This window comes from Pontibacter sp. CAU 1760 (assembly GCF_054482735.1).
Window position 1 is genome coordinate 12,859 of the sequence record NZ_JBTLRL010000020.1, and the last position, 13,616, is coordinate 26,474.

Annotated in this window: 10 protein-coding genes; 5 read left to right on the forward strand and 5 right to left on the reverse strand. The window is 50.7% G+C overall.

What is annotated here, in order from left to right; all coding sequences use genetic code 11:
* Nucleotides 1-114 precede the first annotated feature (114 nt).
* Nucleotides 115-576, reverse strand: a complete 462-nt coding sequence (locus ACXYMU_RS19690; protein ID WP_458988137.1) for a GatB/YqeY domain-containing protein — start codon at nt 574-576, stop codon at nt 115-117.
* Between the two features lie 172 nt (nt 577-748).
* On the opposite strand from ACXYMU_RS19690, the gene ACXYMU_RS19695 reads away from it, so the two are divergent.
* The 5 genes from ACXYMU_RS19695 (at nt 749) to ACXYMU_RS19715 (ending at nt 5,242) form a co-directional block, all read left to right on the forward strand.
* Nucleotides 749-1,462, forward strand: coding sequence for a pyridoxine 5'-phosphate synthase (locus ACXYMU_RS19695; RefSeq protein ID WP_458988138.1), 714 nt, complete (start codon nt 749-751; stop codon nt 1,460-1,462).
* Nucleotides 1,463-1,465: 3 nt separating this feature from the next.
* A complete protein-coding gene (mnmH, locus tag ACXYMU_RS19700) occupies nt 1,466-2,494 on the forward strand; it encodes a tRNA 2-selenouridine(34) synthase MnmH (RefSeq protein ID WP_458988139.1) in 1,029 nt (342 codons plus the stop codon).
* Nucleotides 2,495-2,498: 4 nt separating this feature from the next.
* A complete protein-coding gene (selD, locus tag ACXYMU_RS19705; RefSeq protein WP_458988140.1) occupies nt 2,499-3,548 on the forward strand; it encodes a selenide, water dikinase SelD in 1,050 nt (349 codons plus the stop codon).
* 94 nt (nt 3,549-3,642) lie between these two features.
* Entirely contained in the window at nt 3,643-4,413 is a 771-nt protein-coding gene (locus tag ACXYMU_RS19710) for an alpha/beta fold hydrolase (protein WP_458988141.1), read from the forward strand.
* Between the two features lie 112 nt (nt 4,414-4,525).
* The gene (locus ACXYMU_RS19715; RefSeq protein ID WP_458988142.1) at nt 4,526-5,242 is read left to right on the forward strand and encodes an SAM-dependent methyltransferase; all 717 of its coding nucleotides are present in this window, start codon (nt 4,526-4,528) and stop codon (nt 5,240-5,242) included.
* Nucleotides 5,243-5,380: 138 nt separating this feature from the next.
* Here ACXYMU_RS19715 and ACXYMU_RS19720 read toward each other — a convergent pair whose 3' ends face one another.
* The 4 genes from ACXYMU_RS19720 to ACXYMU_RS19735 all read right to left on the reverse strand — a co-directional run bounded on the left by ACXYMU_RS19720 (nt 5,381) and on the right by ACXYMU_RS19735 (nt 13,372).
* Nucleotides 5,381-6,847, reverse strand: coding sequence for a SusD/RagB family nutrient-binding outer membrane lipoprotein (locus ACXYMU_RS19720; RefSeq protein WP_458988143.1), 1,467 nt, complete (start codon nt 6,845-6,847; stop codon nt 5,381-5,383).
* An 11-nt stretch (nt 6,848-6,858) separates the two neighbouring features.
* Nucleotides 6,859-10,095: a SusC/RagA family TonB-linked outer membrane protein gene (locus ACXYMU_RS19725; RefSeq protein WP_458988144.1), complete on the reverse strand. Its 3,237-nt coding sequence runs from the start codon at nt 10,093-10,095 to the stop codon at nt 6,859-6,861.
* 850 nt (nt 10,096-10,945) lie between these two features.
* Nucleotides 10,946-13,108 carry a ferrous iron transport protein B gene (gene feoB / locus ACXYMU_RS19730; RefSeq protein WP_458988145.1) on the reverse strand — a complete coding sequence of 721 codons (2,163 nt, stop codon included), beginning with the start codon at nt 13,106-13,108 and terminating at the stop codon, nt 10,946-10,948.
* Between the two features lie 12 nt (nt 13,109-13,120).
* Nucleotides 13,121-13,372, reverse strand: a complete 252-nt coding sequence (locus ACXYMU_RS19735; protein ID WP_458988146.1) for a FeoA family protein — start codon at nt 13,370-13,372, stop codon at nt 13,121-13,123.
* Between the last annotated feature and the right edge of the window lie 244 nt (nt 13,373-13,616).

Consider the following 13,616-nt stretch of genomic DNA (forward strand, 5'->3'; position numbering starts at 1 on the left):
ACAGAAGACATTAGACGGTAAACACCAGGCAACTAGACCCCAAGTCTTATGGCCCGGCGCAAAAACAAACGCTATACCGACGCTAACATGATGCGCCAGTATAACGTTTTCAAATTAAAAATCGGTGTTATTTAATAGGCTGCCCACTGCCGAAGAGATCGCGCGGCCATCGGCCTGGCCTGCCAGTTCTTTCGAGGCAATGCCCATGACCTTGCCCATATCTGACGGACCGGTTGCGCCCACGCGCTGAATGATCTCCAGCAGACGCGCGCGCAGGTCGCCTTCATCCAGTTGCTTCGGCAAGTATTCTTCTATCACGGCCAGTTCAGCCAGTTCAACTTCTTCCAAATCGGTGCGGCCTTGCTGCGCATACAAGGCCGCAGATTCGCGGCGCTGCTTGGCCGCTTTCGTCAGCAACTTCATTTCGGTGTCGGCAGAGATTCCCTCTGTACCGCCTTTTTCCGTTTCGGCCAGCAGTATCTGCGACTTGATACTCCTCAGCGCCTGCAGGCGTCCTTTCTCCTTGGCCAGCATGGCTTGTTTGATATCAGCGTCGATGCGTTGTTTTAAATTCATAGTTTTAAGTTGATGTGTTTTATGATTTGATCCGCTGTGCCTTAGGCGCCAGCCATTGTGTATACGCTGCCTCGCCTGCGGCTATAGGCAAGTATCTTAAACAAAATTCCATTAATTTAGTCATTCGTATACAGCGGCAGACAACAGCGCTGCCGTACACAATGCTATAACCATGACGAAACTGAGTGTAAATATAAACAAAATAGCCACGCTACGGAACGCCCGTGGTGGAGACAGGCCAAATGTTGTGCAGGTTGCCAAAGACTGCGAGCGATTCGGGGCACAGGGCATCACGGTGCACCCGCGGCCCGACGAGCGCCATATCCGCTACCAGGACGTTTATGACCTGAAAGAGATCGTGACAACGGAGTTCAACATCGAAGGCAACCCCACCCCAGACTTTATTAAGCTGGTGAAGGCTGTGAAGCCGGAGCAGGTGACGCTGGTACCAGACGCACCAGACGCCATTACCTCCAATGCCGGCTGGGACACTATCAAACATAAGGATTTTCTGGCCCAGACCATACAGGAACTAAAAGAGCACGGCACACGGGTCTCTATCTTCGTAGACCCAGACGAACGCATGGTAGAGGGCGCTGCCCAGGTACAGACTGACCGCATTGAGTTGTATACCGAAGCCTACGCTACCAGCTACCGCCAAAACGCAGCACAGGCCTTGGCACCCTACATCAAAGCCGCCCAAAAAGCACAGCAACTGGGCTTAGGCATCAATGCCGGCCACGACCTGGACCTGGACAACCTGCAGTACCTGCACCAAAACCTGCCGGCGTTGGATGAGGTGAGCATTGGCCACGCCCTGATTTGCGACGCGCTTTACTTTGGGCTGGAGAACACCATCCAGTTATACCTGCGCCAGTTAAAATAGCCAATGTTCCATACCATACCCATTGAAGAATTTATCCAAAAGGCAAAGCAGTTGCCAGTGTTGGATGTGCGCGCCCCAAAAGAGTATGCCGTCGGCCATATCCCGCAGGCACACTCCTTCCCTATTTTTGACGATGCACAACGCGCTGTAATCGGGACGGCCTATAAAAAGCAGGGCCACGACCCGGCCGTGCTGATGGGCCTTGACCTGTTTGGGCCCAGGATGTCGACGTTTGTGAAAAAGGCGGACAAGCTGGCTAAAGACAAAGAGCTCTTGGTGCATTGCTGGCGCGGGGGGATGCGCAGCGGGGCCATGGCCTGGCTGCTCGGCTTTTCGGGGTATAAAGTGCACTTGTTGGAGGGGGGCTATAAGAAGTACCGTCACCTGATGCGAGAGCAGTTCCAGAAGCCACAGCCATTACTGGTGATTGGGGGCCTAACGGGCAGCGGAAAAACAGACCTGCTGCTGCAACTGCACCGGATCGGTGAGCAAACAGTAGATCTGGAAGGTTTGGCTAACCACAAAGGCTCTGCTTTCGGGAGCATCGGGATGCCGGAACAGCCAAGCACCGAACATTTCGAGAACCTGTTGGGTACAGCATTACTGGCCATTGATTCACAGCGACCCGTGTGGGTTGAGGACGAAAGCATCACCATTGGTCGAGTTGTTTTACCAAAGCCCTTTTATGACCAAATTCAGGAGGCTCCAACCATAGTGCTGGAGCTGCCCAAACAGCTGCGGGTGCAAAAGCTGGCCGAGGAATACTGCCGCACAGACAAGCAACTGTTAGAGAATTCCATACTGAAAATAAAAAAGAGATTAGGGGGCCTTGCCACCAAAGAAGCACTGGAAGCCATTGATACCGGTGACATGGAGAAGATGGTGGAAATCGCCCTCACTTATTACGATAAAGCCTACTCCTACGAGCTGGACCGGAAGCAGCGCATGCACCCGATCCAGCTCGACAGCCTGGACCAGGCCGAGAATGCCGAGCGCGTTCTGGCGTTTGCCAAACAACACCGTTTAATTTAATCCCATGAAAGATACCTCAATAGAACAAATACGATTAACCCAATACAGCCACGGTGCCGGATGCGGTTGCAAAATCGCCCCTAAAGTGCTCGATGCCATCCTGCATTCCGACATCAGCTACCCCGAAAACGAAAACCTGTTGGTCGGCAACAGCTCCCGCGACGATGCCGCTGTCTTTGACATTGGCAATGGCCGCGCCACCATCAGCACCACCGACTTCTTTATGCCGATCGTGGATGATGCCTATGACTTTGGCCGCATCGCCTCTGCTAACGCCATTTCGGATGTGTACGCCATGGGGGGCACGCCCATGATGGCGATTGCCGTTTTGGGATGGCCTATCGATAAACTAGCTCCTGAAGTAGCCAAGCGCGTGATTGAGGGCAGCCGCAGCATTTGCCACGAGGCAGGTATCCCGTTAGCCGGTGGCCACAGTATCGACAGCCCCGAGCCTATCTTTGGTTTGGCCGTAACGGGTATGGTGGATATCAAAAACCTGAAGCGCAACGACACCGCCACCGCCGGCTGCGAGTTATACCTGACCAAACCACTTGGCGTGGGGATGCTGACCACGGCACAGAAAAAAGGCATCCTGAAGCCGGAGCATGAGCAGGTGGCCCCACAGCAGATGATGCAGCTGAACAAGATCGGGGCTGAGTTAGGGCAACTTTCACAGGTGAAAGCCATGACGGACGTAACAGGCTTTGGCTTGCTCGGGCACCTCTCGGAAATGTGCGAAGGCAGTAACCTGGCGGCAGAAGTATACCTCGACAAAGTGCCAGCGCTACCCGAGGCACTGGAGTATATGGCCCAGAACGCCATTCCGGGCGGCACGCACCGTAATTTCGACAGCTACGGCCATAAGATAGCCGAGCTTACCCCAGACCAGAAGCACCTGCTCTGCGACCCACAAACCAGTGGCGGCCTTTTGGTTGCTGTTGACCCGGCTGGCCGCGACGAAGTATTGGCTGTTTTTGAGAAACACGGCTTGCACCTGGAGCCGCTGGGTATACTAAAGGAGCGTGAGGGCGATAAACTTATTCGGGTGCTGTAGGGCTAGCTGGTATAAACACGGCGACTGAAGATCCGGGGTATAGACTCCCATCTACAGCCTGATAAATGTTAACTGATAATTGATCACTGAAAGCATGAAATTACACTATAAGGAAATGGGCCACGGCCAACCGCTGCTGATTCTGCACGGTTTGTTTGGCACCTTAGATAACTGGCAGACGCTGGCGAACCGCTTTGCCGAGCACTACAACGTATTTCTGGTAGACCTGCGCAACCACGGTCGCTCCCCGCACTCGGATGAACACAGCTACGATTTGATGGCGGATGACGTGCTGGAACTGGTGGATGAGCTCGGGATTCCGACGCCTGCCATCATTGGCCATTCGATGGGCGGGAAAGTGGCGATGAAGTATGCCCTGAAATACCCCACCCGCATCACTAAGCTTATTGTAGTAGACATTGCCCCCAAAGCATACCCGCCGCACCACGACGAGATTATTGAAGCACTGAAATCGGTGAAGCTGGATGGCGTAACGAGCCGCAGTGAGATTGATAAGCAGATGGCACAGCACATCAAAGAGAATGATGTGCGCCTGTTTCTGATGAAAAACCTATACCGCACTGAGCAGAACAGCTTTGCCTGGCGCATGAACATCGATGCCCTGGCCAACAATTACGATAAGATCAGCACAGCCATTACCGCCGATATACCCTTCAAAAAGCACACGCTGTTCATCAAAGGCGGCAAGTCCGGCTATATCAAACCAGAAGATATATACAGCAGCATTGAGCACCTGTTTACCCTTGTGGAAGTAGAAACCATACCGGACGCGGGCCATTGGGTACACGCCCAGGCACCAGACCAGGTGTATGATTTGGTGACAACCTTCCTGCGCACGGACTGATGTATAACGGTCAGACACAAAACTGCCATGGCCATCAGCTGTGGCAGTTTTTGTTTCTACGCTTGCCAGCAGGCATTCTCTGTAATCCTTTCTAAAGCACTACCTTTGCCTTATGAAAAAAACCGGCACTTTATACCTTATTCCCACTGTCCTGGCCGATCACACTGCCGACAAGGTTATCTCTCCGCAGGTAGTGGAAACCGTACGTCACCTGCAGTACTTTATCGTAGAGAACCTGCGCACAGCCCGCCGCTACGTGAAAAGCATATGCCCGGAACTGGTAATTGAGCAGCTTACCTTCGTGCAGATAGACAAGGATGCCACCCCGGCACAGGTCCAGGCTTCGCTCAAACCATTGGTAGAAGCGGGCGAAGACGCCGGCATCATCTCAGAGGCAGGCTGCCCCGGCGTGGCCGACCCTGGTGCGGAAGTTGTGAAATTTGCGCATCAGAAAAACATTAAGGTTATACCCTTTGCAGGGCCGTCTGCCATCCTGCTCAGCCTGATGGCCAGTGGCTTCAGCGGTCAGCAGTTCGCTTTCCATGGTTACCTTCCTATCGAAAAACGCGAGCGCCTGCAGACACTCCGCACACTGGAGAAGGAGATGCAGCAACGCGACCAGACGCAGATTTTTATGGAGACCCCATACCGCAACAACAAGCTCCTGGAGGACCTGCTACAGACGTTGCACCCCGAAACCAGGCTTTGCATCGCGGCCAACATCACCTCGCCAGAGCACGAGTTTATCCAAACCAAAACCATACAGCAGTGGCGCGGCAAGCTCCCCGATATACACAAGCAGCCAGCCGTGTTCTTGATTTATAAGTAGCTAAACTTATACCACCCTTTCCCGCTGCTTCCTTAAAAGAAGCAGTTTTTTTTATACACCGCTATAAACAGAAAAAGGCTCCCGGAATCCGGGAGCCTTTTTCTGTTTATAGCAATTATTATTGTAATCTAGGTGATGCTAGTTAACATCCCAGAAAATTTTCGTGCTTGCCTGGTCACCACCAACTGCAGCTGCGGCTGCTTTGTAGTTGGCCGTGTTCAGGTTTTGCTCTACCACTGGGTAAGGGTAACGCACCGGAATGTAGTTGAGTATGGCATCAGCTGGCACGGCCAGTTGCGGATAGTCAAGTCTTCTCCACTCTACCCACGCATCGTAGCCTCTGTTGTAAAGCGATATCCACTTCTGCACACCGATTTTCTGCTTGTACTGCGCTGCGTCAAATGCTACTTCCGGCTGGCTCAGGTAGCTCTCGATGGCGGCGTTATCCGTTACACCCCAGAAGTTCATAGAAGCCGTGATTGCCTGTCGGTAGTTTTCCTGTGCAGTGCCTGGCACGTTAAATCCTCTGGCGGCAGCTTCGGCCAGGTAGAATTCTACCTCTGAGTAGCTAAGCATTACAGACGGATAATCCGGGCTCAAAAGCGCACTAGCTGGTTTAGAGTAAGTAGCGTAGTTGTTACTTGCCCCATAAACACCACCTAAATAGCCTTTTACTTCCTCATTTACATTCGGAGTGGTAGGGTCGTCTCCAACAATCACAGTCTGCGCAAAGTATGAGCCCATACGAGGGTCATTCAAAGCCTTCATTCTGTCTACCAGCGTATTGGCAACCACAAAGTCCTTGCGCCCGCTTTGTACTAAGTCCACCCAAACTGGGTTTGTGTTAGGAGGCGCGGATAAGTACTGGAACACTGCATTATCAGCGTTAGACTCAAACACTTTATCAGCCGCTTCTTCTACCAACTGCTTGGCGCGAGCCGGCTCAGCCTCTACAACAGTCATGGCCAGTTTCAGCTTCAGGGAGTTCGCAAACTTCATCCACTGGGCTACATTTCCGTCGTACACTAAGTCAGCGCTGCCGAAGCTGCCTGCACTAGGTTTCATCAAAGCGATAGCCGCATTCAGTCTGTCAAACAAGTCATTGTAAATCGCCTTTGCATTGTCATACTTCGGATAAGTGTTATCCGGGTTCAATGCCTCAGTGTAAGGGATGTCACCGAACGTGTTTACCAACACAGACCAAGCATAAATCTCCTGCAGCTCAAGGATAGCCAATCGGTTATCTTTTACATCGCTGTTCAGAGTGGCTTCCTCATTAGTCAGTTCGCGTGCCGTTCGCAGGTCCTTCAGCACATCACGGTAGATAATGGTCCAGATGTTCTGTGGGATGTTACGGGTGTTCAGGTCGTAGCGGCTCTCGTCGGTATACGTTGTCTGCGCCCACTGCTGCGACAGCAGTCTGAATATGTTCGTGTTTACGTTAGGACTTGTTAGCACATCAGCGAACTCTTTCTGAGCATTAGAAAGCAACGTCTGAGCAGGTACTTCAGTAGCCAGTTTTGGATTACGGTTGATTTCCTCGAAATCATCCGTACAGGCATTTACTGACAGCAGGATTACTGCTGCCGCGAGTATTTTCTTCATCTTCATCTTCTTTAAAATCTAGCTCTTAAATTGATACCAACGTTTCTTGTGGTTGGGTATGCACCCACTTGGTAGCCACCTGTCAGGTTACCGGCACCAAGACCTTCTTCCGGATCAGCAAATGGCACGTTCTTGTCGATAATCCACAGGTTTCTGCCATAAGCAGAGATGTCGATACCCTGGATTGGGCCAAGCTTCTCCACGATAGATGTTGGCAGGGCATAAGACAGGGTTACCTCTCTCAGCTTTACAAAACCAGCATCGTAGATAAAGCCGGCAGCAGGGTTTCTTCTGTAACCAAATGTACCGAAGTTATCTGCCGGGGCACGCTTATCGTTTGGAGTACCGTCCTCTTTCACACCTGGCAGGATAACACCACCACCGTTGGCCAGCGAGTTACGAACCGGGTTGCCCAGGTCGTTTGTGAAAGTAGTTGCAGTGCTTATACCTGTTGCCAGACCATAGTACTGGTCAAGCGAGAAGATGTCGCCACCTTTCTTGATATCGATCAGGAAGCTCATGGAAACACCTTTGTACTTCAAGGTGTTGTTGATACCACCGATCCAATCCGGGTTCAGGTCACCGATCACTTCGTTAGAAGTTGTTGATCGCTTGTAGTAACCATTCGCATCCACTACTCTCTCTCCGTCTAAGTAAACGAAGTTGCTGCCACGAATAGTGCCATAAGCACCACCCAATGTAGCGTTGATCGACACACCACCCTGGAATGAACCAAGAACCAAGTTGTCTGTCTCGTTGCCGAACTCATCCGTAAACAATTCAACTACTTCGTTTCTGTTTCTTGTCCAGTTGGCATTGATGTTCCATGAGAAATCATCCGTTCTGATCGGATTTGCGAACAAAGACACCTCAACACCACGGTTTTCGATGTTACCGGAGTTCACGTAGATTCTGCTGAAACCCGTAGTTGGCGAAACTGCTACCGGCAGGATCTGGTTAACTGAGTTCGTTTTGTAATACGTCACGTCAAAACCGGCACGGCCATCCATAAACGTCATTTCAAGACCTGCTTCGTAACTCTTTGTACGCTCAGGTTCCAGGTTTCTTCTGTTCAGGGTGCTTGGCTGTGAGAACAGTGGCACACTGCCAAAAGGAGTTGGCTTTGCAAACACGTTGTTAATTACACCTGGGGCAGCTGTGTTACCCACCTCCGCATAGTTCAGGCGCAGTTTACCGAAGGTCAACCAGTAGGTTGGCTCCATCAACTCTGTGAATACAAAGCTGGTAGACACTGATCCGTAAGGGTAAGCATTGTCCTCTAAAGGCAGAGAAGAAGCCTGGTCGATACGGTAAGCAAGGTCTAAGAAGGCAATCTGGCGGAAACCAAGTGTTGTCTGCGCAAAGTAGCCATTCACCTGCAAGTCAGAAACACCTTCCTGAGGAGCTTCGATCTGGTTGAGGGAGTTGCTCAGTGAGTATAGGTTTGGCACAACCAATCCACCGTTTGTAGAGGCGAAAATAGAGCTGCTTGTTGTTCTGCGTATGTTAGAACCGATAGTAGCTCTCAAGCTGAAATCTTCGGTCAGATCTCTGTTGAGGTTAGCCATCACATCGTAGTTATACTCGCTGAAAGACCTGTTGAACCTTGTATACTTGGCTGGGTTCAAGGAACCTACTGCAGTACGCTCTTCCTGGATTTCATTGTAAGTGTCCAAAGACACACGACCCATGATGTCTAACCAGTCATTGATCTTGTAGTCCAAACGTACGTTACCGAAGTAGCGCTTGCGGTTGTCTGTCTGAAAGTTCTTGAAACGCGTCCAGTAAGGGTTGTCCCAGTAGATTGGCACCAGGTCACTTGGGTCAGCCCAGTTCCAGGTAACGTTGTTACCGGTTCTGTTAAAGGCATCTTCCTGCTCCTGAATATCCACGTTGGTCTGCCACCACTGTCTGAAGTTTGTCATCAGGTTGTCGGTGTCGTAACCAGTACCATAACGGCCACGGCCATCAATGTTTGTGAAGTTAACGGAGGCAGAAGCCTTCAGTCTTTCGTTCAGGTTTGCACCTGCCGAGAAGTTTACGAAGTCTTTCTGGATCTCACTGTTCGGAAGGATACCTTCGTCGTAGTTATTGGTATAACCCAGTTTGAAGTAGCCTTTCTCATCACCACCGTCGATAGACACGCTGTTGTTAGTTCCAAGCGAATGCTTAAAGAAATCAACCGGTGTGTTTTGTGCGGCTACCCAAGGTGTTTTCTTACCGAAGAAAGGAGAAGATTCATCAAATGCGTTCCAGTTGTAAACCATCAGGTTCGGATCAAAAGCTGCACCGTAAGAGGCATCTTCAGAGGTAGGCACTACTAAGTCATCGGTACCGTCGCCATCGATGTCTCTGTATAGGAACTTGCCGCTTGGGTCTTCATAGTAAGAGCCGTAGCCTGCACCATACTGGTCCTGGAAGTCAACGAACGTGCTCTTGTCGATGAAGCCCATGTTCACGCTTGAGTTAAGCGTTACACCGATTCCCTTCTTGGCACTTCCTTTTTTAGTAGTGATGATGATCACACCATTCGCGGCACGAGAACCGTAAAGGGCAGTTGCAGCAGCACCTTTCAGCACGTTGATAGAGGCGATATCCTCTGGGTTGATGTCAGCGGCAGCGTTACCGTAATCATACCCACCACGGCCTGTCTGCTGGTTGGCACCGCTTGTGTTGGAGTTGTCGATCGGCACACCATCCACTACAAAGAGAGCCTGGTTAGAGCCAGAAAGAGACTTGGCACCACGGATTACTACGTTCGTAGAACCACCCAAGCTGTTGTTTCTGGTGATGTTAAGACCAGCCACTTTACCAGAAAGGGCGTTCACGAAGTTGGCATCGCGCGTTGTTGTCACGGTTTCGCCTTGCACCGTAGTAGCGGCGTAAGGCAGTTCATTCTTCGTTCTCTCGATACCAAGGGCCGTTACCACTACTTCTTCCAATTGCTTGGTGTCGGTTGCCAAGGTTACATCGATGGTACTTGCGTTTCCAATAGCACGTTCTACGGTATTGTAACCGATATAACGATACATTAAGGTGTTGCTTCCAGCTGGCACAGCGACAGAGTAAGAACCGTTGGCACCGGTTGTAGTACCTACAGTGGTTCCTTTCACGATTACAGCAACACCAGGTAGCGGCTGCCCACTTGACTGGTCAGTTACAGTACCCGTTACTGTTCTGCTCTGGGCCATCGCCTGCTGCAGCAGGACGGAGACCAGAAAGAAGCACAACATTAGAGCTTTTTTCATTGCGTTATTAAGTTTAAGTGAGTATTAATTAAAAATTTAACATATAAACTATTTAGTATAGCTGGCTTTGGAAGCCAGAACGAGGAGTATACGGGCAATATCCTTCTTTGGCGCTGTTATACCTTTTGGGCCGGTTCCAACGACGCGGTGGTGTCCGGCACTAAGGCACACAAACTACAGTATAGTAGTATGGCACGTCACCAGCAGCAGCCGCAGCAATAAGAAAATGTATGAGAATACGCGTATCGAGCAGGACTTAACCTAAACTATATACATATGCGGCCAATGCTGTACCTATTCACGAGTTAGGAGAAGGGGCATTTTACCACTGAGAGAAGATTGTATGAAGTGTATAGTGGGTATTCTAAGAGTAAGTTTTTCTTCATATATAGGTTTTTAGAAACAGATTAAAACCAAGTTTATTGAATTTAATTATTATTAACAAATACTCAATGCACGATGCTCAGGTTCTATTTACAAATCAGCGCCCCTCGATAAGTCACAAAACACTGATTATCAATAGTTTACATATAAAATATAGCAACCTATTAATTTATCGGAAAATATACGACAAAACTAGCCTTACCCTTTAGCTCAAGAAAGTACACTCAAGCCATCATGTATAGTTTAGCCATTTTACTAATACAAAAAAACTATATAGCTAACAAATATTAGTTAGGGTAATGAGTTTTGCAACAGCGCCCTAGATAAAGCATTTTATATAAAAAATAGTGCAAACTAATAAAGAACCATAACCCATGCACTACCAAATATGATAATGCATGGGTTATAGCAAGAAATAGAAGTAAAGAAGTTTTTAGTCGGATTAGAAGAAAGCCGATGCGCCTTACTAAGCTTGGCTAAAGATCTGATAGGTGATAAAGGCCATCACGTAGGCTAGGCCGCTCATGTAGAGTAGTTGCGCCAGTGGCCACATCCAGCTCTTGGTTTCGCGGCGCACGATGGCCAGCGTGCTCACGCACTGCATGGCAAACAGGTAGAAGATCATGAGGGAAAATGCGCGGGCGGGTGTGAAGAACGGATCGCCGTTAGCGTCGCGTTCCGCCATCAGCTTCGTTTTAATGGTACTTACGTTCTCCTCCTCCCCTATACTATAGATCGTGGACATCGTGCCGACAAACACCTCACGCGCGGCAAAGGAGGTCAGCAACGCGATACCTATCTTCCAGTCATACCCCAGGGGGCGGATAACCGGCTCGATGCTGCGACCCACCAGGCCTGCGTAAGATGACTCTAATTGATAGGAGGCAACCTTGTTCTCTGTCTGCACCTCCGTCAGGTTCTGCGCCTGGGCTTCCGCCAGGGCACGCTCCCGCGCCTGCTCAAAGTTATTGCCGGGGCCGTAGGAGGCCAGCACCCACAGGATGATAGACACGGCCACAATCACCTTGCCCGCCTCAAACACAAAGGCCTTCGACTTCTCGAGAATGGTGAGGCCCACGTTTTTCCAGCGCGGCATCTTATACACCGGAAACTCCATGATGAAGTAGCTGCGCTCGCGGGCTTTCAGAATGGTTTTGAGCAGCAAGGCCGAGAAAATGGCAGCCAGGAAGCCGATCAGGTATAGCCCCATCAGCACGAGGCCCTGCAGGTTCAGGAAGCCGAGGTAATATTTCTCGGGCACCACCAGCGCGATCAGCACGGTATAAACCGGTATGCGGGCCGAGCAGCTCATAAGCGGCGTCACGAAAATCGTGATCATGCGGTCTTTCCAGTTCTCGATCGTACGCGCCGACATGACAGCTGGCACGGCACAGGCCACACCAGAGATAAGCGGCACCACGCTTTTGCCGTTCAAACCGAACTTGCGCATGATCTTGTCCATCATAAAGGTCACGCGGGCCATGTAGCCGGTTTCCTCGAGTATGGCGATGAAAGCAAACAGGATAGCAATCTGCGGCACAAAGATCAGCACGCCGCCCAGTCCGGCAATCACGCCTTCGGTGAGCAGGTTTATCAGCGGCCCCTCAAAGTTTTCCTGGATCAGGCTGTTGAGGTTGGCAATGCCCAGGTCGATGAGGTCCATGGGGTAGCTGGCCCAGGCAAAAATGGCCTGGAAAATCAGGAACAGGATGGTGAAGAAGATCAGGTAGCCAAACACCTTGTGCGTCAGCACCTGGTCGAGGCGGTTGCTGAACTTCTCGTTCGTTTCGGCCTTCTCCACGCGCACCACATCCAGCAGCATCTCGTTGATGCGGGTATAGCGCTCGATGGTTTCGGTGGCCTGCAGCGTGTTGGAATGGAAACCGGCTGTTTCCAGCTGTGCATCCAGCCACGCCACATCCTCCTCACTCAAAAACTTCAGGCTCTTATAATGGTGCGCATATTGCAGCGCGAGGTAATCGTTCTGCAGCCCGAATCGGGACTTTATATGTTGCAGCAAAGGCTGAAGCTCCGCAGGCACCTCAAAAAAGGCAGTCTTGGTGGGTTCCAGTTGCTGCGTCATCACAATCTTCAGGGCAGCTACCCCTAGTCCTTTTCGGGCATTCATGGGTATAACCGGCACACCCAGTTCCTTGTGCAGGGCAGGTATGTCGATCTGTACGCCCTCCTGCTCGGCCACATCCACCATGTTCAGAGCCAGCACGGCCGGAATCTGCAGGTCCGCCAGCTGCGAAAACAGCAGCAGGTTGCGCTTCAGGTTCGAGGCGTCGGCGGTAACGATAACAAGGTCGGGGTAATGGGCGGACTGCGGGTCGTAGAGCAGGTCGATGATCACGCGCTCGTCCAGCGACTTGGGATATAAACTGTAGGTACCGGGCAGGTCGATGATCTGCGCCTTTAGCTTGGGGGTAAGCTGGCTGTAGCCTGTCTTTTTGTCTACCGTTACACCCGGGAAGTTGCCCACCTTCTGGTTAAGGCCGGTAAGCTGGTTAAAGAGCGATGTCTTTCCTGAGTTTGGGTTACCAACCAGGGCAATTTTTGCAATGGCTGGCTGTGCAGGAGGCCTCTCGACCTGTGATACGTCAGGTTGGGTAGTAGCGACAGTCATGAATAAAATTTGCTATTGCTTGAGCAATATGGTTTCGGCTTCGTCTAAACGCAGCGAAAGAGTATAATCGTTGACGATGATGGTGATGGGATCGCCGAAAGGGGCACGGCTGTTGAGTTTTACCGGCGTACCGGGTATGCAGCCCATTTCCAGCAGCTTCAGGCCCATTTCAGGGTCTTTCAGGCAGCAAATAATGCCCTGCTCCCCAATCTTCAGGTCGCGCACGCTCTTTTGGTCCTTCTGCTCTTCTACCGTTTTTCGCACCTTTAGCTGTTTTTATTTAGACTGTTTATAAACAACTGCAAGTTACAAGGTGTTCAGGTTTAAAGCAAAAGAATTACATGAATGTGCCTCCCGGCGATGAGTATCTGCGAATGAGCACGTTAAAATTGTCTTGGTATTGGAAAATTTAATGCCGCTCAGGCTAACCGACCGAAAAAGGGATGTGTGACTAAAGTGGTTTAAAACTAAGTTGCCAAGCGAGAAAATATGCCCTGGAAAATCTCAA